Origin of the sequence: Pseudomonas sp. 9.1(2019), from assembly GCF_009910445.1 — a bacterium.
GTDB classification, from domain to species: domain Bacteria; phylum Pseudomonadota; class Gammaproteobacteria; order Pseudomonadales; family Pseudomonadaceae; genus Aquipseudomonas; species Aquipseudomonas paraversuta.
This window is the reverse complement of sequence record NZ_VBWF01000002.1, coordinates 97,999-116,323: the sequence shown is the minus strand read 5'-3', so window position 1 is coordinate 116,323 and position 18,325 is coordinate 97,999. Positions and strand designations below refer to the sequence as shown.

Genomic DNA, 18,325 nt, shown 5'->3' with positions numbered 1-18,325 from the left:
CTCCTAGGAACGAAACAGACGGCTGTACTGGCGCTCGTGGGCCATGCTCGCCAATGACAGGCCGAAAGCGGCACTGCCCAAACGGGATAAGTCGAGGTTGCTGGCGTGTTGTTGCGCCTGCTGCAGCGCCGGGGATAACTCGCTGGTCATGCGTTGAGCGGCCTGCTGGCCCAGCGGCAGGGTTTTCATCAGCACCGCCAATTGGTTTTCCAGCCAGCTCCACAGCCAGGCTGCCAGCGCGTCTGACGCACTGATGCCCCAGGCCCGGGCAGCCAGTGCCCAGCCGAGTGCCAGGTGCGGCTCGGCTTGTTGGGTGAGAAATAGCCGTGCAGGCTCATCCAGCTCGGGTAACCCCATCAGAAGTTGCTGCAGGGAGTAGCCCATTTGCCGGCTTTCCTGATGCAATTCGCGGGTTTCACGACTGGCGCGGTGTTCGTCGCAAAACTGCTGCAAGGCACTCCAGTCTTCGTCGGCCGCCGCCCGGCAATGGGCGAGCAGCAACGGAGCCTCGAAGCGCGCCAGATTGAGCAGCAATTGATCGCTGATCCAGCGGCTGGCAGTTGCCGGGCTGGATACCCGGCCATTCTCGACGGCCATTTCCAGGCCCTGGGAATAGCTGTAGCCGCCAATCGGCAGCTGTGGGCTGGCCAGGCGCAACAGCGCCCATGCCGGACTCACAAACGCACACCAAACTGATGCAGGCGCGGGGCGTAGTTGAAGTCTTCTTCGCCTGCGCGGGAATGATGATGACCGCCGCCGTAGGCGCCGTGCTCCGGTTGGAACGGCGCCTCAATGGCTTCGGTCTGCGCGCCCAATTGTTCCAGCATGGCTTTGAGCACGTAGTCATCGAGCAGGCGCAGCCAGCCATCGCCGACTTGCAGGGCGACATGGCGGTTGCCCAGATGATAGGCCGCGCGGGTCAACTCAAAGGCATTGAGACAGGTCACGTGCAGCAACTTTTCGGGGCTGGCACACACCCGCACGATGCGCCCGTCCTGGGCTTGCAGAAATTCGCCGTCATGCAGGGGCGGTTGTCCGCGTTCAAGGAACAGGCCGACGTCCTCGGCGTCACTGCTAAAGCAACGCAAACGGCTTTTGCTCCGGGCTTCGAAGTTGAGGTGTAACTCAGCGCTCCACACGGGGTGGGGCTGAACTCTGCGATGAATCACCAACATCGGTAGGCTTCCTGCAATTGACAATGCCTTGATCAGAGCAAGGGGCTTGCCAACCTTGGGTTGCACAACAAAGGCGAGTGATCCTGGGAAGGGAAAGGGGCAGCGGCGAGCGATAATGGTGCGCTATGAGTTTTATTTCGCACCAACAAGGTGCGCGTCTTTACTCGGTACTGCCCAGGCCTTGCCAGTGCTTGAGCCCGATAAAGATAAAGCGCAGCTGCTGGCTGATTTTTGCCTGGGGTTGCAGGTAGTCGGGGAGCGCCTCGGCGGGCGGATCGATGACATCGGGCAAGGCCGCGAACACACTTTTAACCACCAGATCGGCAATTACCGTAAGGCCTGCGTGGTTCAAGTGCTGCAGCTTGGGCTTGGACCCGAGGTCGGCGGCCAGATCCGAGGTGATGTCTTCGCGCAGCGCCCCGATAGCCTGGCGCACTGGCTGTGAGCCGCCGTATTGCTCGCGGGCCAGAAACAGAAACTGCGAGCGGTTGGCCTGCACCACATCGAGAAAGATCCGTACCGAAGCGTTGATCACACCGCCCATAAACAGTTCGTTGTGTCGCACCAGACGAATGGTTTCGCGAAAGGTCTGACCGACTTCACTGACCAGCGCCAGGCCCAGTTGGTCCATGTCGCTGAAGTGCCGATAAAAGCCGGTGGGCACTATGCCTGCGGTTTTTGCGACTTCGCGCAGGCTCAGGCTGCCAAAGCCGCGACCCGATTCCATCAAGTGGCGGGCGGCATCCATCAGCGCAAGGCGGGTTTGTTGCTTCTGTTCGGCGCGAGGCAGCATCGGAGCTGGTATTCCAGACAAGTACAGCGGCGCACTCTAGCAAATCGGCTTTGATGACGTCGAACTGCAATGGAGACTCTGCAGGAGCGAGCTTGCTCGCGAGCTCTATTACTGCGTAAACAGATCGCGAGCAATCAGTTGCCGTCGGGCTCCTGCAATCACTTGATTAGCTGGCACGTTGATTCCTTTCGGCAAGACGATCCGCACCGCCTTCCGCCACCAGGTTGCTCTGGCGTTGAGTGCGGTCGTAGCCATCTTCAGCCACGGGGTTCTGCTGGTTCAGAGTGCGTTGTGCGCCGTCCTCAGCCACGGGGTTCTGCTGGTTCAGAGTGCGTTGTGCACCGTCCTCAGCCACGCGGTTCTGCTGGTTCAGGGTGCGTTGGGCACCGTCTTCAGCCACAGGATTCAGCGGTTGGCTCAAGCTGCTGGAAGCAGGCTGCACCATGGGGGTTTGCTCGTCGTCGGCGGGCATCGCAAAGGCGTTGATGGCCAACAGTGAGAGGCCAAGACCAAGCAGTAATGGGCGTTTCATGATATCGGTGCTCCGTAGCAGGGCAATTAGTTAGTCAGGTAAGCAATGCTACGCTTGGATCTTCGATATCAAAGTTCATACGGCCAATGGTGATAATCAACACAATTGATTGTTCAGGCGCGAGTGCTCTGGCTTGCGGCTTTCGGGTGTTTTTTTCATGAAAGTCGGCCTCCGGTTAAACCTTGGGCAGTCTTTGACAGTCGTACTTTTATTAGCGTCGCAGCCATTGTAAAACGCCGCAGTTGGGACGTTCAGCCGTAATAAGGAGCCGTTAAATGACACGCACCCGTAAAGTCCTTGCCTGGATTGGCGGTATTTTGCTTCTGCTGGTGGTGGTCCTGGTGGTGATCCTCGCTACCTTCGACTGGAACCGGATCAAGCCCACAATCAATACCAAAGTGTCTGACATCCTCCATCGCCCATTTGCCATTAACGGCAACCTGGCCGTGCGCTGGCAGCGCGAAGCGGACGAGGGTGGCTGGCGTGCCTGGGTGCCTTGGCCCCATGTGATTGCCGAAGACCTGAGCCTGGGCAATCCCGAGTGGTCAAAAGAACCGCAAATGGTCGGCCTGAAGAAGGTGGAGTTGCGTCTTTCACCGCTGGCGCTGCTGACGCAGACCGTGGATATCCCGCGTATCGACCTGACCGAGCCATCGGCCAGCCTGGAGCGTCTGGCCGATGGCCGGGCGAACTGGACATTCAAGTTCGACCCCAAAGACCCGAACGAAAAACCCTCGGACTGGAAGGTGGACATTGGCGCCATAGGTTTCGACAAGGGCCATGTGACGCTCAATGACCAGACCCTCAAAACCCGTCTGGATGTAGTGATCGATCCGCTGGGCAAACCCATCCCGTTCAGCGACATCGTCGGCCAGAGCGCGGCGAAAAAAGCGCTGGAGAAAGGTTCTGCGCCACAAGACTACGCATTCGCGCTGAAGGTCAAAGGTCAGTACCACGGCCAGAACCTCGACGGCACCGGCAAAATTGGCGGCCTGCTGGCCTTGCAGGACGCGGCCAAACCCTTCCCGTTGCAGGCGCAAGTCAGCATTGCCGACACCAAAGTCGCGCTGGCCGGGACCCTGACCGACCCGCTCAACCTGGGGGCGCTGGACCTGCGCCTGAAATTGGCAGGCAGCAGCCTGGCCAACCTTTATCCACTGACCGGCGTAACCCTGCCTGACTCGCCGCCGTACTCAACCGATGGTCACCTGATTGCCAAACTGCATGAGCCGGACGGCGCAGTTTTCACTTACGAAAACTTCAACGGCAAAATCGGTAGCAGCGATATTCATGGCAACCTGAAATACGTCGCCAGCCAGCCACGGCCCAAGCTGAGCGGCGCACTGGTGTCCAATCAATTGCTGATGGCTGACCTGGCCCCGTTGATTGGCGCGGACTCCAACGCCAAGCAAAAAGCCCGTGGCGGCGACAGCAAACAACCGGCGGGCAAAGTGTTGCCGGTTGAAGAGTTCCGCACTGAACGCTGGCGCGATATGGATGCCGATGTGGAGTTCACCGGCAAGCGCATCGTCCAGAGTGCCGAGCTGCCGTTCACTGACCTGTACACCCATGTGGTGCTGGACAATGGCGAGCTGAAACTCGAACCACTGCGTTTTGGCGTGGCGGGCGGCAAGCTGGATGCGCAAATCAACCTCAACGGGCGCAGTACGCCGATGCTGGGGCGGGCCAAATTGACCGCGCGCAACTTCAAGCTCAAGCAGCTGTTCCCGACCTTTGAACCGATGAAAACCAGCTTTGGTGAGCTCAATGGCGATGCCACGCTGTCGGGCACCGGCAACTCGGTGGCCAAGTTACTGGGCACGGCCAATGGCGGCTTGAAGATGATCATCAATGATGGCGCCATCAGCCGCAGCCTTATGGAAATTGCCGGCCTGAACGTCGGTAACTATGTGGTGGGCAAAATATTCGGCGACGAAGACGTGAAGATCAACTGTGCGGCGGCGGACTTCGGGATCAAGGATGGTCTGGCCACTTCGCAGTTGTTTGTGTTTGATACCGAGAACGCGATCATCTACATCGACGGCACCGCCAACTTTGCCACCGAACAGCTCGACCTGAAAATCACCCCCGAGTCCAAGGGCTTGCGTTTGTTTTCGCTGCGCTCACCGCTGTACGTAAAAGGCACCTTTGGCAACCCTTCGGCGGGTGTGGAAGCGGTACCGCTGCTACTGCGCGGTGCAGGCATGGTGGCGCTGGGCGTGATTGCCGGCCCGGCGGCCGGTCTGCTGGCGTTGATCGCCCCCAGCGGCGGCGAACCCAACCAGTGCGCACCGCTGCTGCAACAGATGCAGCAGGGCAAGGTACCGAAAACGGTGAAGTAGCCCCACAAACCCTGCAGGAGCGAGCTTTTAAGATCAAAAGATCGCCAGCAAGCTCGCTCCTGCAGGCCAGTGCTGGCGGGTTGATCCAGACAAAAAAATGCCCGCCCCTCATCACATGGGGGCGGGCATTTGCATTTGCGGGTCTGTTTACAGCCCTTTGAGCAGATCCGCCATGTCATCGGCATGCTCTTCCTCTTGGGCGAGGATTTCTTCGAAAATCCGGCGTGTGGTCGGATCCTTGTCGCCGATGTACTGAATGATTTCGCGATAGCTGTCGACCGCAATGCGCTCGGCCACCAAATCTTCGTAAACCATTTCCTTCAGGTTTTTGCCCGCGACGTACTGGGCGTGGGAATTTTTCGACAGCAGGTCGGGGTTGAATTCAGGTTCGCCACCCAGTTGCACAATGCGCTCGGCCAGTTTGTCGGCGTGCTCCATCTCCTGGGTGGCGTGCTCCAGGAACTCTTGCGCGGCAACGTGGGCCTTGATCCCGGTAGCCATGAAGTAGTGGCGCTTGTAGCGCAGCACGCACACCCACTCGGTGGCCAGGGATTCGTTGAGCAGGCGAAGGATCTCTTCGCGGTTGGCGCTGTAGCCTTCAGTGACAGCACCTTCTTCGACGTTCTTGCGGGCACGTTCACGCAGGGTCTTTTTATCGGTTAATTGCATGTCGCTCATTTCAATCTCCTTACTCATCAGGTTGCCGCCTTGCTCTGCTGGCAAGATCGGTTCACAAGTTGTGAGTTCAGCGCGAGGAGAAAGTTTTATCCGATTTTTGGTGTCTTTCTCAGGGGCGTGGTCCAGCGTTCCGAGAGGATTACCCCGGCCAGGGTCAGTGCGCCACCAATCAGGTGGTAAGCATGCAGTTGCTCTTTGAGCACCACCGCGGCAATCAGCGCCGTGATCAGCGGCAACAGGTTGAAGAACAGCGTGGTGCGGCTCGGGCCCAGCACGGTGACGGCTTTCATCCAGGCCAAAGGTGCCAGCATGGAGGCCAGAATACAGGCATACAGCACCAGCCCGATGTTGTGCACCGTAAGGCCGGTCTTGGGTGACATCAGGTACAACGGCAGCAACACCACGATCGCCACCAGGATCTGCATGTACAGCATCTGCAGGGGCGGCAGGCGCAACTGCCATTTTTTCAGCAAGGTGCTGTAGATCGCATAGGCCAGGGTGGCAATCAGCATCATCGCGTCGCCCAGGTTGAGGCCGTGGTCAAGCAGGGCACTGAAGCTGCCGCTCGATACCACCACCAGCACGCCGACAAAGGATAGGATCGCGCCGACCAGGGCTCCGGCGGTAAGACGCTGCCCCAGGCTGATGATCGACATGGCCAGCACCATCAACGGCATCAACGACAGGATGATCCCCATGTTGGTGGCCGAAGTCCGGGCTGCGGCGTAGTAGGCCAGGCTTTGATAAATCGCCATGCCCAGCACGCCGAGGACAAAGATCTTGCCCAGATTGGGGCGGATCACCGACCAGTTGGCGATCACCGGTTTGAGCATGAACGGGGTGAACAGCAGGCCGGCCAGCAGCCAGCGATAGAAGCCGATCTCGGACGGGAAGATGGCGCCGACCGCGAGTTTGTTGATTACGGTATTGCCGGCCCAGATAAAAATGGCCAGTAGCGGGTAAGCGTATTGCATCAGGAACAACCACAGGGTTAATGAGCAGCGATTATCCGCCTGTCTGTCTGCAAGCCTATACTTCGATCCGGCCAATCTCCCCCTGAATCCAGACAGCATGCGCAAGAATCTGATCAACGTTCCCGAATTCGACGGCTTGCCGGCCCCGGTGTACTTCCGTTATGCCGAATTTGATGCCGACAGCCATGCTGCGCCCCATGTCCATGCCTGGGGCTCGCTGGACTATGTGGCCCACGGGGTGATGCGCTACGAGGTCAACGGCCAGCGCTTCATGTCACCGCCGCAGTACGCGGTCTGGGTCCCGCCCCATACCGAGCACAGCGCCTATAACCCGCAGGCGATTGTCTATCGTTCGGTCTACCTGGATGTCGTCCATTGCCGGCACCTGCCCAAGACTCCGGTAACGCTGGCCATCAGCGACATTCTCAAAGCCATCCTCAGCGACTTTGCCCGGCGCGACATCAACATTCCCCAAAGCGAGTCCGACAAGAGACTGGCCCAGGTTCTGGTCGATCAGTTGCGCCAGGCACCTGTGCATCAGTGCTATTTGCCTTACGCCCGTCATCCAGGCCTGCAGGTGGTCCTTGAGGCCCTGCAGAGCCAGCCCGGCGACAATCGGCCGCTTGGGCAGTGGGCCGCTCAGGTGCATGTCAGCGAGCGGACCCTGGCGCGACTGTTTGTCCGGGAACTGGGCATGAGCTTCGGCGAGTGGCGGCAACGCCTGCGGTTTCTGGCGGCGATTGAAGCGCTGGAGTCTGCGCGCAGCGTGCAGGACGTGGGTTTTGATCTGGGCTACAGCACCTCATCGGCGTTTATCGCCATGTTCGCCCGTCAGGCCGGCTGCACGCCGGAGCAATATCGGCGTCAGGCCCGGGGCGTGATGTAACAGAGTTTGTCTACACTCCAGAGCAGTCCGCTGCCACTCGGTGCGGCCATAAGGAGAAAACTCCATGACGAAGCTGCGTATTCCTCTGCTGATGATGGGCTTGTTGCTGTGCTCCCAGGGTTTTGCGGCCACGGCCCAGCAAAACAAAATGACCACCTGCAATGCCGATGCGAGTGCCAAGGCCCTCAAGGGCGATGAGCGCAAAGCGTTTATGAGCACTTGCCTTAAAGCCGCCCCGGCGGCCCCTGCGACTCAGCAGGAAAAAATGAAAACCTGTAACGCCACTGCCGGCACCCAGGCCCTCAAAGGCGATGCACGCAAAGCTTTTATGAGCGACTGCCTGAAGAAGAAATAAAGCCCCCGGCAGCAACGGGCTTGCTCGCGACGCCTGCAGATCCGCTGCAATCGCGGGCAAGCCGCGCCTGCAGGTAGCAGGGCAACGTCACAACTTCTAGTGCTGCCCGCTGAAGGCTGGCAGACTGCCTGTCCTTTCGCGCTGCTTGTTTTGAGGCTGTATGCCATCGTTTTCTCAGCGTCACATTTTGTTCGCCAGTTACCTCATCATCGCTGGCGGCTTGTTGCTGGTTTTTCCGTTGCGCCTGTTGCCCAGCCTGCTGGCCGGGTTGCTGGTTTACGAACTGGTCAACATGCTCACGCCACAACTGCAGCGGCTGATCGCCGGGCGCCGGGCGCGCTGGCTGGCGGTGGCATTGCTGGGCACTCTGGTGGTCAGCGTGCTGGCGTTGATTTTTGCCGGCGCCATCAGCTTCTTGCTGCACGAAGCAGAAAACCCCGGGGCATCGCTGAATAAATTCATGGTCGTGGTCGACCGGGCGCGGGGTCAATTGCCGCCGTTTCTGGACAGCTATCTGCCGGCCAGCGCGGCCGAGTTCCGGGTGGCGATCGGCGAATGGGGCAACAAACACCTCAGCGATCTGCAACTGGTGGGCAAAGACGCCGCGCACATGTTCGTGACGTTGCTGATTGGCATGGTGCTGGGCGCCATCATCGCGTTGCAGCGCATCCCGGATGTCAGCCGTCGCAAGCCCCTGTCAGCCGCGCTGTTCGACCGTTTGCACCTGCTGGTGCAGGCGTTTCGCAACATCGTGTTTGCGCAGATCAAAATCGCGCTGCTCAATACCGTGTTCACCGGGGTGTTTCTGGCGGTGATCCTGCCGCTGTTCGGCGTACATTTGCCGCTGACCAAAACCCTGATTGTGCTGACCTTCCTGCTGGGGCTGCTGCCAGTGATAGGTAACCTGATCTCCAACACCCTGATCACCATCGTCGGCTTGTCCCTGTCGATCTGGGTCGCGGTAGGGGCTCTGGGCTATCTGATCGTTATCCACAAGCTGGAATACTTCCTCAATGCCAAGATCGTTGGCGGCCAGATCAGTGCCAAATCCTGGGAGCTACTGCTGGCGATGCTGGTATTCGAGGCAGCCTTCGGCCTGCCGGGGGTGGTGGCCGGGCCGATTTACTATGCGTATCTGAAGAGTGAGCTCAAGCAGATGGAACTGGTCTAACCCGCAATCCCTAGTCGCTGCCGCAGGCTGCGGCAGCGACAAGGGTGTGGTTTTAGCCGTAACGCTTTTTGGCTTCAATCGCCAAACCGCTGCCGATGCTGCCGAAGATGTTGCCTTCGACGTGATGGGCGTTGGGCAGCATGGCCGCGACGCTCTGGCGCAGCGCCGGAATACCGCTCGAGCCGCCGGTGAAGAACACCGTATCCACCTGCTCGACACCCACGCCCGCACTGCTGAGCAAGTCAGTCACGCTGTTGCGGATGCGCTCCAGCTGGTTGTCGATGGAGGCTTCAAACAGCGCCCGGCTCAGTTCGACACTTAGCCCCGGTTCTACCCGGTCCAGCGGCACATGACGGCTCTGGGCGTGGGTCAGTTCGATTTTGGTTTCTTCGATTTCCATCGCCAGCCAGTGACCGGCGCGCTGTTCGATCAACTTGAACAAGCGGTCAATCCCGCCGGTATCGACGATGTCGTAGCGCATGCTGTTCAGCGCGATCTGGGTTTTCTGTGCATACACCGAGTTGATGGTGTGCCAGGTCGCCAGGTTCATGTGATGACTGGTGGGCATGTAGGCCCCGCTTTTCATCCGGCTACCGTAGCCGAACAGCGGCATGACCCCTTGCAGGCTCAGTTGCTTGTCGAAGTCGGTACCGCCCACGTGCACGCCGCCCGTGGCCAGGATGTCGTCCTGGCGGTGGTCCATGCCACGGCGCTCAGGGGACAGGCGCACCAGCGAGAAGTCGGAGGTACCACCGCCGATATCGACAATCAGCACCAGCTCTTCGCGCTGGATGGTCGACTCATAGTCGAACGCTGCGGCAATGGGCTCGTACTGGAACGAGACTTCCTTGAAGCCGATGGCGCGGGCCACGTCGGTCAGGGTGTTCTCGGCTTCCTGGTCGGCCAGCGGATCGTCATCGACGAAATACACCGGGCGGCCCAGCACCACTTCTTCAAATTCACGGCCCGCGGTCGCTTCGGCGCGCTTTTTAAGCTGGGCGATAAACAGCCCCAACAGGTCCTTGAACGGCATGGCCGTGCCCAAAACGCTGGTGTCGTGCTTGATCAGCTTGGAACCCAGCAGGCTCTTGAGCGAGCGCATCAGGCGGCCTTCGTAGCCTTCCAGATACTCATGCAGCGCCAGACGGCCATACACCGGGCGGCGCTCTTCAATGTTGAAGAACACTACGGAGGGCAGGGTGATCTTGTCGTCCTCCAGCGCGATGAGGGTTTCCACGCCTGGGCGCAGCCAGCCGACGGTGGAGTTGGACGTGCCAAAGTCGATGCCGCAGGCACGTGCTGGAGTGGCGCTTTTCATGTCTTTCGAGTTCCGGTTAAAAAACGGCCGCGCAGTGTATGCCAGACGCTCGCAGAATCGAAGCGCGACGATTCTTTAAATCGCAGGTTTTAATCCCCTTGAAAGACTATCCTTCACCCCCAAACTTCCAGACATTGGTTTGGCGGTCTTAAGGCTGCCGATAAACTTTTGCAGCGCTGGTCAGTCACAGGATTGAGATCGGTCAACCCCCGGGCCGGTCAACCAGAGCATTCTGGGTGGCTTCGAGCTGCGCGATATTGATAACGGATGGTGATCCTTACATGGACTTCAAAGACTATTACAAAATCCTGGGTGTCGAGCCCACGGCTGACGATAAGGCGATCAAGACCGCTTATCGCAAGCTCGCGCGCAAGTATCACCCGGATGTGAGCAAGGAAAAGGACGCCGAGGAGAAATTCAAGGACGTCAACGAAGCGTATGAAGCCCTGAAAAGTGCCGACAAGCGCGCCGAATACGATGAAATGCGCAAGTACGGTCAACATGGGCAGCCATTCCAGGGGCCGCCGGGCTGGCAAGGGCACTCGAGCGGTGGTTTCGAGGATCAGGGCGATTTTTCAGACTTTTTCAGCTCGATCTTCGGTTCGCGCGGTAATGGCTTCGGCGGCCAGAGCGGCCGCAGTGCGGGACGTCGTGGACAGGATGTAGAAATGGAACTGCCGATTTTCCTTGAAGAAACCCTGTCCGGCGAATCGAAGCAGATCAGCTTCCAGATTGGCGGCGCCAACAAGACCCTTAACGTGAAAATCCCGGCCGGTGTCACCGACGGTGAGCGCATCCGCCTTAAAGGGCAGGGCGGTCCGGGCGTGGGTGGCGGTGCCAATGGCGATCTGTACCTGATCATCCGCTTTGCTCCGCATCCGAAGTTCGATGTTGAAGGTCATGATCTGGTGATCACGGTGCCGGTGGCGCCGTGGGAAGCTGCTCTGGGGGCCAAAGTGGCCGTGCCGACCCTGACCAGCAAAATCAACCTGACCATCCGTCCGGACAGCCAGAGCGGTCAACGCTTGCGCATCAAAGGCCATGGCCTGGCGAACAAGCAAGGCGAGCGTGGTGATTTGTATGCCCAATTGAAAGTGGTCATGCCGAAACAGAGCGACGAGGCCACAAAAGCCCTGTGGCAAGACCTGGCCGACAAATCGGCATTCGATCCGAGAGCCCAATGGAGTAACTGATCATGAGCAGCACCCTGATCGTTCAGCTGGACATGGAAAGGTTCTGCGAAGAGGCCGGCATCCCGGCCACTTACGTGATAGAGATTGTCGAACACGGAATTATCGAACCTCAGGGCCGCACGCCGGACGTGTGGCGTTTTGAAGACTACGAGCTGGCCATCGCACAGCGTGCGACCAAGCTGCACCACGACCTGGAGATGGAGTGGGAAGGCGTCGCCCTGGCGCTGGACCTGATCGAGGAAGTGCAGCAATTGCGGGCCGAGAACCAGCGGCTCAAGCAGCAACTGGGCCGCTTTGTCGGCGACCTGTAGCCGCGAGCGTACTGTAGGAGCGAGCTAGCCTCGCGATCTTTTCAGATAGCTGTTCACAGTAGCGTGCAGCACGCCAGATACAGCTCGCGAGGCAAGCTCGCTCCTACGGGTTTTTTATTTGTCAGATCTGTTTGGGCAACACCACGGTAAACGTCGTGCCCTCGGCTTCGGTCGAGGACACTTCGATGCTGCCATGGTGCGCGTCTACCACTTCCTTGACGATGAACAAGCCCAGGCCAAGGCTGGTGGATGCGCCCGGGTGGCCAATGTCTTCGCTCGGGCTGCGTACCAACGGGTCGAACAGGGTGGCCAGCGCCTCCTCTGCAATCGGGGTGCCGTTGTTGTGCACCCGCAGGGTCACGTGGTCGTCAGTTCCGTTCAGGATCAGGGTCACCGCGCCTTCGCTGGCGCCATGCTGCAACGCATTGCCGATCAGGTTCTGCAGCAACTGGTCGAGGCGTCGAGGGTCCCAGTGGCCTTCAACATTGCCGTTAACTTGCAAGCTCTGCTCACACTTGGGGTGTCCGGCGCCGGCCTGGTCCAGTGCGGTCTGACAAGCCTGGGCCAGGTTCATGGCGCAGGGTTCCACAGGCAACTGCGTACCCAGGCGGCTGCGCACAAACTCCAGCAGATCACTGACCATCGCCTGCATGTGGCGCGCCCCGGTCTTGATCGCCTTGACGTAATTCAGGGCGTTGGCATCCAGGGTAATTTTGCGTTCCAGCATTTCGGTGGACATGCTCACCGCTTGCAACGGCGCGCGCAGGTCATGGCCCAGAATCGCCAAGAAGATATCCCGCGAGCGGTTGACCTGCTCGGCGTAGGCCTCGGTGGATTCGGCCAGCGCCTCATCAATGGCCTCATTGAACCGGATCATGTCCTGCAAGTAGCTCAGCTCCAGAGTTTCGAGGCTGGCGACCCACAAGCGGATCACGCAGGCGCGCAAGTGCCGGAACTCGGAGGTCATCTGCACCAGATCAAAGCCCACGGTATGGCGCAGTTCGCCATGGCTGGCGGCGGCAACGTCCAGGCTCGGGGTTTTTTCCGGCCCTTCGCCCTCGGCCTTGGCCTGTTGTTCGCTGGCGGTTTGCGCGGTGTTCATGTCCCGCGCAGCGGCCAGCAGAATGGCCTTGGCATGATCGCGCAGGGCCACGCTGTCCATTGATTCGGCAGCCGGGGTGATGGTTTCGGCGAACTGCTCCCATTCATCGACGATACGATCAGCGTTGTGCACGATGAATTCAGATAGGCGCATAGCCAGACCCTGCTGCAAGAGCGATAGTAATTAAGGTGTCGCATCTTAGCCCCTAACGACAGCTTTCTATACAACCGCTTGCCGGTACAGTCCCCTGCCAGCCAGGGGAACTGCCCGCAGTCCTCAAAACAGAAAATAGCGCTGTGCCATCGGCAATACATCAGCGGGTTCGCACCACAGCAGCACCCCGTCGGCCTTGACTTGATAGGTCTGCGGATCGACTTCGATTTCGGGCAGGTAACCGTTGTGAATCAGGTCGGTTTTCTGCACTTCGCGACAGCCTTTGACCACCGCGATTTGCTTCTTCAGCCCCAGTGCCGCGGGTACCCCGGCATCCGCCGCCGCCTGGCTGATAAAGGTCAGGCAGGTGGCATGCCGCGAGCCGCCGTAGCTGGCAAACATCGGGCGGTAGTGCACCGGCTGCGGGGTAGGGATCGACGCATTCGGATCACCCATCAGGCTCGAGGCAATCGCCCCGCCCTTGAGAATCAGGGTCGGCTTGACCCCGAAGAACGCCGGTCGCCAGAGCACCAGGTCGGCCCACTTGCCCACCTCGATCGAGCCCACTTCATGGCTGACACCGTGGGTGATCGCCGGGTTGATGGTGTATTTGGCGATGTAGCGTTTGGCGCGAAAATTGTCATTGCCCGGTGCGTCTTCGGGCAGCGGGCCGCGCTGTTTCTTCATCTTGTCGGCGGTTTGCCAGGTACGGGTGATGACCTCGCCGACCCGGCCCATGGCCTGGCTGTCGGAGCTGATCATCGAAAACGCGCCGAGGTCGTGCAGGATGTCCTCGGCGGCGATGGTTTCACGACGGATACGGCTTTCAGCGAAGGCCACATCCTCGGCGATGCTCGGGTCGAGGTGATGGCAGACCATCAGCATGTCGAGGTGCTCGTCGATGGTATTGCGGGTAAACGGCCGGGTCGGATTGGTCGAGCTGGGCAATACATTGCTCAGGCCGCAGGCCTTGATGATATCCGGGGCATGGCCGCCACCCGCGCCTTCGGTGTGATAGGTGTGGATGGTGCGGCCCTTGAATGCGGCCAGGGTGGTTTCGACAAAGCCCGACTCGTTCAGCGTGTCGCTGTGAATTGCCACTTGCACGTCATACAGATCGGCCACGTTCAGGCAGTTGTCGATGGCCGCGGGCGTAGTGCCCCAGTCCTCGTGCAGCTTGAGACCGATGGCCCCGGCTTCGACCTGCTCGATCAGCGGTTGCGGCAGGCTGGCGTTGCCCTTGCCGGTAAAGCCCATGTTCATCGGGAATGCATCGGCGGCCTGCAGCATGCGCGCCATGTGCCACGGCCCCGAGGTGCAGGTGGTGGCATTGGTCCCGGTGGCCGGGCCGGTGCCACCGCCGATCATGGTGGTGACCCCGCTGTTCAATGCCTCTTCGATCTGTTGTGGGCAGATGAAGTGGATATGGGTGTCGATACCGCCGGCCGTGAGGATCATGCCTTCGCCGGCGATCACTTCAGTACTGGCGCCGATGGCGATGGTCACGCCGGGCTGGATATCCGGGTTGCCGGCTTTGCCGATGGCGTGGATCCGGCCGTTTTTCAGGCCCACGTCGGCTTTGACGATGCCCCAGTGATCGATGATCAGGGCGTTGGTAATCAGCGTGTCCACCACCTCGCTGGCGAGCAACTGGCTTTGGCCCATGCCGTCGCGGATCACCTTGCCGCCGCCGAACTTCACTTCTTCGCCGTAGATGGTGAAGTCCTGCTCGACCTCGATCCACAGCTCGGTGTCGGCCAAGCGGATCTTGTCGCCAACGGTAGGGCCGAACATGTCGGCGTAGGCCTGGCGGGAAATTTTCATAGTGAGTTCCTAAATATATAAACCATCCCCCAATCCCTGTAGGAGCGAGCTTGCTCGCGAGCTTTTTCTCAAGAGCGCTTAAGGGCTCGCGAGCAAGCTCGCTCCTACAGGGGATTAGGGGATTGGGGTTAATCCAGATTGCCCATGACCCGGCCGGCAAAGCCGAACACCCGGCGCAGCCCGGCCAGTTCCACCAGTTCCACTTCGCGGGTCTGCCCCGGCTCGAAACGCACGGCGGTGCCCGCCGGGATATTCAGGCGCATGCCACGGCTGTCAGCACGGTTAAACATCAGGGCATCGTTGGTTTCGAAAAAGTGATAGTGCGAACCCACCTGGATCGGGCGGTCGCCACGATTGGACACGCTGAGGCTCAGGGTCCGACGGCCGACATTCAGCTCGATGTCACCGGCTGCAATGCGGTATTGGCCGGGAATCATTGCGGCTCACTCAAGGTTTTGTAGTAGATGGCCGTAGGGCTGTAGTGACCGTCGGGGCTGCGGCAATAGTTGGGTAGCTCGCCGACCCGGGTGTAACCCAGGGCACTGTAGAAGTTTTCTGCGGGCGAGCCGGCCTCGGTGTCCAGGTGCAGCAAGCCGCGCTTTTGTGCCCGTGCCCCTTGCTCCAGGGCGTGGATCATTATCTGGCCCAGACCACGGCGCCGGGCTTCGTTGAGCACCAGCAGTTTCTGGACCTCGGCACGGTTGAGCCCGTTGCGCTTCTGGCACAGGGCAAGTTGCACGCTGGCCAGCACCCGGCCGTCTTCAATCAACACCCACAGGAGCAGAGTGCCTTGCTCCAGCTGGGCCTGTACTTCATTGAAATAGTGGCTGGCCTGGGGCAGGTCCAGATCGTCCATGAATCCCACGGACGCGCCGTAGCGCACAGCATCCAGCAGCAAGGTAATCAGCCCGTCGCGATATTCGGCAAAGCTGCGGGCGGTTAGCTGCAGCACTTGTTCATTATTCATTTGCCGCACTCCTGTGGCGGCAGCGCGCCGGGGTTGAGCATCAGTTGCATAAAGGTCAGGTCCAGCCAGCGGCCAAACTTGATCCCGACTTGGGGCATGCGCCCGCCGGTGACAAAACCCAGCTGTTTATGCACATGGATCGAGGCCGCATTGCCGCTCTCGATGGCCGCCACCATCACGTGCTTGCCGCACGCTCTGGCACGTTCAATCAGCGCTGCCAGCAATTGCGGTCCGAGGCGTTTGCCCCGTTGTTCGGGATGCACGTACACCGAATGTTCGACGGTATGGCGGAACCCTTCAAAGGGGCGCCAGTCGCCAAACGAGGCGTAACCCAGAGTCAGATTGCGCTCATCGACTATCACCAGCACCGGATAGCCCTGGGCCTGGCGGGCAGCGAGCCATTGCTGACGATTGGCCAGGTCGACGGTTTGCTCGTTCCAGATTGCGAGGGTGTTGAGCACCGCATCGTTGTAGATATCGAGAATCGCTGGCAGGTCAGCCGCGACGGCATCACGAATTAGGTAAGACATGCAGCAGCCTCAGGCGATGGGTTGGTGGACGGTGACCAGCTTGGTGCCATCCGGGAAAGTGGCTTCGATCTGGATGTCGGGGATCATTTCCGGAATGCCTTGCATCACTTGTTCGCGGGTCAGCAGGGTGGTGCCGTAGTGCATCAGCTCGGCGACGGTACGGCCGTCGCGGGCGCCTTCGAGCAGGGCGGCGGATATATAGGCGATGGTTTCCGGGTAGTTAAGCATCACCCCGCGTGCCAGCCGTCGCTCGGCCAGCAGTCCGGCGGTAAAGATAAGCATCTTGTCTTTTTCGCGTGAGGTCAGGTCCATGGTGGGTCCGTTGTTAAATTAAGGATTATGGGTCGAGGACCTCTGTGGGAGCTGGCAAGCCAGCTCCCACAGAGGTCCTCAAAAAAATCGCGACGGCTCTCAGGTACTCCAGATCCTCGGGGCCAGTGCCTCACGGCCCAACAATGCCGGGCGCAGCAGGCGCCACAGCTCGATCAGCCAGGCGCGGGCCTGCAAGGCTTCTACCGCCAGGCAGCGTGCGACCACTAACCCCGGCAGCTGGGTCAGGTCACCGCGTACCGGGTTGGGCAGGTCGCGACAGGTTTGCAGCAGCTCGGCACTGATTTCCCCGGTCACCAGCAATGTCGCGAACACCGGGTTGCCGTCCAGTCCGATTGGCGAATCCAGCAAGCCGTCGCCGCCGATAACCCGCTGGCGCTCATGCCAGAGCAACTGGCCGTCACGGCGAATATCCAGCTGTGATTGAAAATGCCCGTGCTCAAAACGCTCACCACTGGCCAGTCGTCCCAGCGCCACCATGTCCCAGTAAAACAGGCGCCCGTCGCCTTCAAGCTCAATGCGCGTCGTCAGTTCGGCCCGGGCGTCGCTGAACACTATGGTTTCTTGCGGCAGCCATTCCAGGGTCGCACCGGCGGCCACGTTCAGGGTCAGGCTCTGGTACGCCGGGCCGGCCGCGCGATACCACTTGGCGGCACCGGGGCTGGTGAGTTGCGCCCAGGCATCCGGGCCGACACTGGCGCAGATGTTCAACCGGTCGCCGCCGGCAATGCCGCCGGGTGGGTGAACAATGATGTGCTGGCACACCTCGGGGCCTTCGGCATACAGGTGCTTCTGCACCCGCAACGGACCCACATGGCGGCGCTGGGTAGGGCGCGTACTGTCGCCAAAACGGCCATAGCCCAGCTCCAGCTCGGCGTGCCAGCTGGGGGTGAACAATGCGGGGTTGGCAGGCAGGTTCATAGGTCGGCTTTTTCATCAAAAAGAGTTACAGACTAAATCGTCACCAGTCCACGCACACCCTCTGTTTGCATATTTTCACCACGGCCCTGTTGCACGATTTCGCCTCTGGACATCACCAGATACTGGTCCGCCAGTTCTTCGGCAAAGTCGTAGAACTGCTCCACCAGCAGGATGGCCATATCGCCCCGGGCAGCGAGCATCTTGATCACCGCGCCGATCTCCTTGATCACCGATGGTTGAATCCCTTCGGTCGGCTCATCGAGGATCAGCAGGCGCGGGCGGCTGGCAAGCGCGCGGCCGATCGCCAGTTGTTGCTGCTGGCCGCCGGACAAATCGCCGCCGCGCCGATGCTTCATTTGCAGCAACACCGGGAACAGTTCATAGATAAATCCGGGCACTTCCCGGGCCTGGGAACCGGGGAAACGCGACAGGCCCATCAACAGGTTTTCCTCCACCGTCAGGCGCCCGAAGATCTCCCGGCCCTGGGGCACATAAGCGATCCCGGCGTGAACCCGCTGGTGGGGCTTGAGCGTGGTAATGGGCTTGTCCTCCCAGGTCACGCTGCCTTCCCTGACGGCCAGCAAACCCATCAGGCACTTGAGCAATGTGGTCTTGCCCACGCCGTTACGGCCCAGCAGGCAAGTGACTTCGCCGACTTTGACCTCAAACGACAGGCCGCGAAGAATGTGGCTGCCGCCGTAGAACTGATGCAGATTTTGTATTCGTAGCATCGTGAATCCCCTAATACCCTGTGGGAGCTGGCTTGCCAG

The 18,325-nt window shown here is 60.1% G+C and carries 21 protein-coding genes; 6 read left to right on the top strand and 15 right to left on the bottom strand.

Features of this window, described 5'->3' with window-relative positions; genetic code table 11:
- Window positions 1-3: 3 nt before the first annotated feature.
- The 4 genes from FEZ21_RS01275 to FEZ21_RS01260 all read right to left on the bottom strand — a co-directional run bounded on the left by FEZ21_RS01275 (window position 4) and on the right by FEZ21_RS01260 (window position 2,500).
- The gene (locus FEZ21_RS01275; protein ID WP_003439089.1) at window positions 4-678 is read right to left on the bottom strand and encodes an urease accessory protein UreF; all 675 of its coding nucleotides are present in this window, start codon (window positions 676-678) and stop codon (window positions 4-6) included.
- On the bottom strand, window positions 675-1,175 hold the full coding sequence (gene ureE / locus FEZ21_RS01270) for an urease accessory protein UreE (protein ID WP_003439091.1): 501 nt from the start codon (window positions 1,173-1,175) through the stop codon (window positions 675-677). The genes FEZ21_RS01275 and ureE overlap by 4 nt, the downstream gene beginning before the upstream one ends.
- Before the next feature lie 160 nt (window positions 1,176-1,335).
- A complete protein-coding gene (locus FEZ21_RS01265) occupies window positions 1,336-1,968 on the bottom strand; it encodes a TetR family transcriptional regulator (protein WP_003439093.1) in 633 nt (210 codons plus the stop codon).
- 166 nt (window positions 1,969-2,134) lie between these two features.
- A complete protein-coding gene (locus tag FEZ21_RS01260; protein ID WP_003439095.1) occupies window positions 2,135-2,500 on the bottom strand; it encodes a hypothetical protein in 366 nt (121 codons plus the stop codon).
- A gap of 275 nt (window positions 2,501-2,775) precedes the next feature.
- On the opposite strand from FEZ21_RS01260, the gene FEZ21_RS01255 reads away from it, so the two are divergent.
- Window positions 2,776-4,842 (top strand): AsmA family protein, encoded by a 2,067-nt coding sequence (locus FEZ21_RS01255; protein WP_160626280.1) that lies wholly within the window; start codon window positions 2,776-2,778, stop codon window positions 4,840-4,842.
- Between the two features lie 147 nt (window positions 4,843-4,989).
- Here FEZ21_RS01255 and FEZ21_RS01250 read toward each other — a convergent pair whose 3' ends face one another.
- Both FEZ21_RS01250 and FEZ21_RS01245 read right to left on the bottom strand, forming a co-directional pair.
- On the bottom strand, window positions 4,990-5,520 hold the full coding sequence (locus FEZ21_RS01250) for a bacterioferritin (protein WP_003439105.1): 531 nt from the start codon (window positions 5,518-5,520) through the stop codon (window positions 4,990-4,992).
- 86 nt (window positions 5,521-5,606) lie between these two features.
- Window positions 5,607-6,494 (bottom strand): DMT family transporter, encoded by an 888-nt coding sequence (locus tag FEZ21_RS01245; protein ID WP_003439107.1) that lies wholly within the window; start codon window positions 6,492-6,494, stop codon window positions 5,607-5,609.
- Window positions 6,495-6,591: 97 nt separating this feature from the next.
- Between FEZ21_RS01245 and FEZ21_RS01240 the strand changes: the two genes are divergently transcribed.
- The 3 genes from FEZ21_RS01240 (at window position 6,592) to FEZ21_RS01230 (ending at window position 8,906) form a co-directional block, all read left to right on the top strand.
- The gene (locus FEZ21_RS01240; RefSeq protein WP_003439109.1) at window positions 6,592-7,380 is read left to right on the top strand and encodes a helix-turn-helix transcriptional regulator; all 789 of its coding nucleotides are present in this window, start codon (window positions 6,592-6,594) and stop codon (window positions 7,378-7,380) included.
- A 64-nt stretch (window positions 7,381-7,444) separates the two neighbouring features.
- Window positions 7,445-7,735: a PsiF family protein gene (locus FEZ21_RS01235; protein ID WP_003439112.1), complete on the top strand. Its 291-nt coding sequence runs from the start codon at window positions 7,445-7,447 to the stop codon at window positions 7,733-7,735.
- Between the two features lie 160 nt (window positions 7,736-7,895).
- On the top strand, window positions 7,896-8,906 hold the full coding sequence (locus FEZ21_RS01230) for an AI-2E family transporter (protein WP_003439115.1): 1,011 nt from the start codon (window positions 7,896-7,898) through the stop codon (window positions 8,904-8,906).
- Window positions 8,907-8,958: 52 nt separating this feature from the next.
- Here FEZ21_RS01230 and FEZ21_RS01225 read toward each other — a convergent pair whose 3' ends face one another.
- Complete coding sequence (locus FEZ21_RS01225) at window positions 8,959-10,224, bottom strand: Hsp70 family protein (RefSeq protein WP_003439118.1); 1,266 nt, start codon at window positions 10,222-10,224, stop codon at window positions 8,959-8,961.
- 281 nt (window positions 10,225-10,505) lie between these two features.
- Between FEZ21_RS01225 and cbpA the strand changes: the two genes are divergently transcribed.
- Complete coding sequence (cbpA, locus tag FEZ21_RS01220) at window positions 10,506-11,417, top strand: curved DNA-binding protein (protein ID WP_003439123.1); 912 nt, start codon at window positions 10,506-10,508, stop codon at window positions 11,415-11,417.
- A gap of 2 nt (window positions 11,418-11,419) precedes the next feature.
- Complete coding sequence (locus tag FEZ21_RS01215; RefSeq protein WP_003439125.1) at window positions 11,420-11,728, top strand: chaperone modulator CbpM; 309 nt, start codon at window positions 11,420-11,422, stop codon at window positions 11,726-11,728.
- 121 nt (window positions 11,729-11,849) lie between these two features.
- Here FEZ21_RS01215 and FEZ21_RS01210 read toward each other — a convergent pair whose 3' ends face one another.
- From FEZ21_RS01210 to urtE, 8 genes are all read right to left on the bottom strand, one after another.
- Entirely contained in the window at window positions 11,850-12,983 is a 1,134-nt protein-coding gene (locus FEZ21_RS01210; RefSeq protein ID WP_003439128.1) for a sensor histidine kinase KdpD, read from the bottom strand.
- 123 nt (window positions 12,984-13,106) lie between these two features.
- Complete coding sequence (ureC, locus tag FEZ21_RS01205; protein ID WP_003439130.1) at window positions 13,107-14,807, bottom strand: urease subunit alpha; 1,701 nt, start codon at window positions 14,805-14,807, stop codon at window positions 13,107-13,109.
- Window positions 14,808-14,935: 128 nt separating this feature from the next.
- The gene (locus tag FEZ21_RS01200) at window positions 14,936-15,244 is read right to left on the bottom strand and encodes an urease subunit beta (RefSeq protein WP_003439131.1); all 309 of its coding nucleotides are present in this window, start codon (window positions 15,242-15,244) and stop codon (window positions 14,936-14,938) included.
- Complete coding sequence (locus tag FEZ21_RS01195; RefSeq protein WP_003439132.1) at window positions 15,241-15,774, bottom strand: GNAT family N-acetyltransferase; 534 nt, start codon at window positions 15,772-15,774, stop codon at window positions 15,241-15,243. Before FEZ21_RS01195 ends, FEZ21_RS01200 begins: the two co-directional genes overlap by 4 nt.
- Entirely contained in the window at window positions 15,771-16,304 is a 534-nt protein-coding gene (locus FEZ21_RS01190; protein WP_003439134.1) for a GNAT family N-acetyltransferase, read from the bottom strand. Before FEZ21_RS01190 ends, FEZ21_RS01195 begins: the two co-directional genes overlap by 4 nt.
- A 9-nt stretch (window positions 16,305-16,313) precedes the next feature.
- Complete coding sequence (ureA, locus tag FEZ21_RS01185; RefSeq protein ID WP_003439136.1) at window positions 16,314-16,616, bottom strand: urease subunit gamma; 303 nt, start codon at window positions 16,614-16,616, stop codon at window positions 16,314-16,316.
- A 99-nt stretch (window positions 16,617-16,715) separates the two neighbouring features.
- Window positions 16,716-17,555, bottom strand: a complete 840-nt coding sequence (locus FEZ21_RS01180) for an urease accessory protein UreD (RefSeq protein WP_003439139.1) — start codon at window positions 17,553-17,555, stop codon at window positions 16,716-16,718.
- A 32-nt stretch (window positions 17,556-17,587) separates the two neighbouring features.
- Window positions 17,588-18,286, bottom strand: coding sequence for an urea ABC transporter ATP-binding subunit UrtE (urtE, locus tag FEZ21_RS01175; RefSeq protein ID WP_010656243.1), 699 nt, complete (start codon window positions 18,284-18,286; stop codon window positions 17,588-17,590).
- Window positions 18,287-18,325: the final 39 nt, after the last annotated feature.

Excerpts from the sequence above, each read along its gene's own strand:
- FEZ21_RS01195 (WP_003439132.1), bottom strand. The coding sequence starts at position 15,774 with ATGAATAATGAACAAGTGCTGCAGCTAACCGCCCGCAGCTTTGCCGAA.
- FEZ21_RS01200 (WP_003439131.1), bottom strand. The coding sequence starts at position 15,244 with ATGATTCCCGGCCAATACCGCATTGCAGCCGGTGACATCGAGCTGAAT.
- cbpA (WP_003439123.1), top strand. The coding sequence starts at position 10,506 with ATGGACTTCAAAGACTATTACAAAATCCTGGGTGTCGAGCCCACGGCT.
- FEZ21_RS01190 (WP_003439134.1), bottom strand. The coding sequence starts at position 16,304 with ATGTCTTACCTAATTCGTGATGCCGTCGCGGCTGACCTGCCAGCGATT.
- FEZ21_RS01235 (WP_003439112.1), top strand. The coding sequence starts at position 7,445 with ATGACGAAGCTGCGTATTCCTCTGCTGATGATGGGCTTGTTGCTGTGC.
- FEZ21_RS01210 (WP_003439128.1), bottom strand. The coding sequence starts at position 12,983 with ATGCGCCTATCTGAATTCATCGTGCACAACGCTGATCGTATCGTCGAT.
- FEZ21_RS01255 (WP_160626280.1), top strand. The coding sequence starts at position 2,776 with ATGACACGCACCCGTAAAGTCCTTGCCTGGATTGGCGGTATTTTGCTT.
- FEZ21_RS01215 (WP_003439125.1), top strand. The coding sequence starts at position 11,420 with ATGAGCAGCACCCTGATCGTTCAGCTGGACATGGAAAGGTTCTGCGAA.
- FEZ21_RS01180 (WP_003439139.1), bottom strand. The coding sequence starts at position 17,555 with ATGAACCTGCCTGCCAACCCCGCATTGTTCACCCCCAGCTGGCACGCC.
- FEZ21_RS01245 (WP_003439107.1), bottom strand. The coding sequence starts at position 6,494 with ATGCAATACGCTTACCCGCTACTGGCCATTTTTATCTGGGCCGGCAAT.
- FEZ21_RS01250 (WP_003439105.1), bottom strand. The coding sequence starts at position 5,520 with ATGAGCGACATGCAATTAACCGATAAAAAGACCCTGCGTGAACGTGCC.
- FEZ21_RS01240 (WP_003439109.1), top strand. The coding sequence starts at position 6,592 with ATGCGCAAGAATCTGATCAACGTTCCCGAATTCGACGGCTTGCCGGCC.
- ureA (WP_003439136.1), bottom strand. The coding sequence starts at position 16,616 with ATGGACCTGACCTCACGCGAAAAAGACAAGATGCTTATCTTTACCGCC.
- ureE (WP_003439091.1), bottom strand. The coding sequence starts at position 1,175 with ATGTTGGTGATTCATCGCAGAGTTCAGCCCCACCCCGTGTGGAGCGCT.
- FEZ21_RS01265 (WP_003439093.1), bottom strand. The coding sequence starts at position 1,968 with ATGCTGCCTCGCGCCGAACAGAAGCAACAAACCCGCCTTGCGCTGATG.
- ureC (WP_003439130.1), bottom strand. The coding sequence starts at position 14,807 with ATGAAAATTTCCCGCCAGGCCTACGCCGACATGTTCGGCCCTACCGTT.
- FEZ21_RS01260 (WP_003439095.1), bottom strand. The coding sequence starts at position 2,500 with ATGAAACGCCCATTACTGCTTGGTCTTGGCCTCTCACTGTTGGCCATC.
- FEZ21_RS01230 (WP_003439115.1), top strand. The coding sequence starts at position 7,896 with ATGCCATCGTTTTCTCAGCGTCACATTTTGTTCGCCAGTTACCTCATC.
- urtE (WP_010656243.1), bottom strand. The coding sequence starts at position 18,286 with ATGCTACGAATACAAAATCTGCATCAGTTCTACGGCGGCAGCCACATT.
- FEZ21_RS01225 (WP_003439118.1), bottom strand. The coding sequence starts at position 10,224 with ATGAAAAGCGCCACTCCAGCACGTGCCTGCGGCATCGACTTTGGCACG.